Annotated in this window: 2 tRNA genes; both read right to left on the bottom strand. The window is 49.4% G+C overall.

Annotation, left to right across the window (positions count from 1 at the left end):
- Positions 1–50 precede the first annotated feature (50 nt).
- Positions 51–126: transfer RNA gene (locus tag PL85_RS18100), tRNA-Ala, on the bottom strand.
- A gap of 44 nt (positions 127–170) precedes the next feature.
- Positions 171–247, bottom strand: a tRNA-Ile gene (locus tag PL85_RS18095).
- Positions 248–271 lie beyond the last annotated feature (24 nt).

The raw sequence follows: 271 nt of genomic DNA, 5'->3' as shown, positions 1-271 counted from the left end.
TTTCTAATGAAAACCATTTTTAAAAACACTATTGCTAGTGCGCTTAAAGATGGTGGAGCTATGCGGGATCGAACCGCAGACCTCCTGCGTGCAAGGCAGGCGCTCTCCCAGCTGAGCTATAACCCCATCAGGTGTGTGATACTGTGTGCCAATCTTCTGGGAGGAAGAATTGGTGGGTCTGAGTGGACTTGAACCACCGACCTCTCGCTTATCAGGCGAACGCTCTAACCACCTGAGCTACAGACCCAGCATCGTCTCTTAAACTGTATAA

The sequence above is a fragment of the Vibrio anguillarum genome (assembly GCF_001989995.2).
GTDB lineage: Bacteria > Pseudomonadota > Gammaproteobacteria > Enterobacterales > Vibrionaceae > Vibrio > Vibrio anguillarum.
Note: the sequence above shows the minus strand (reverse complement) of the source record. Positions and strands in the feature narration are given on the sequence as shown.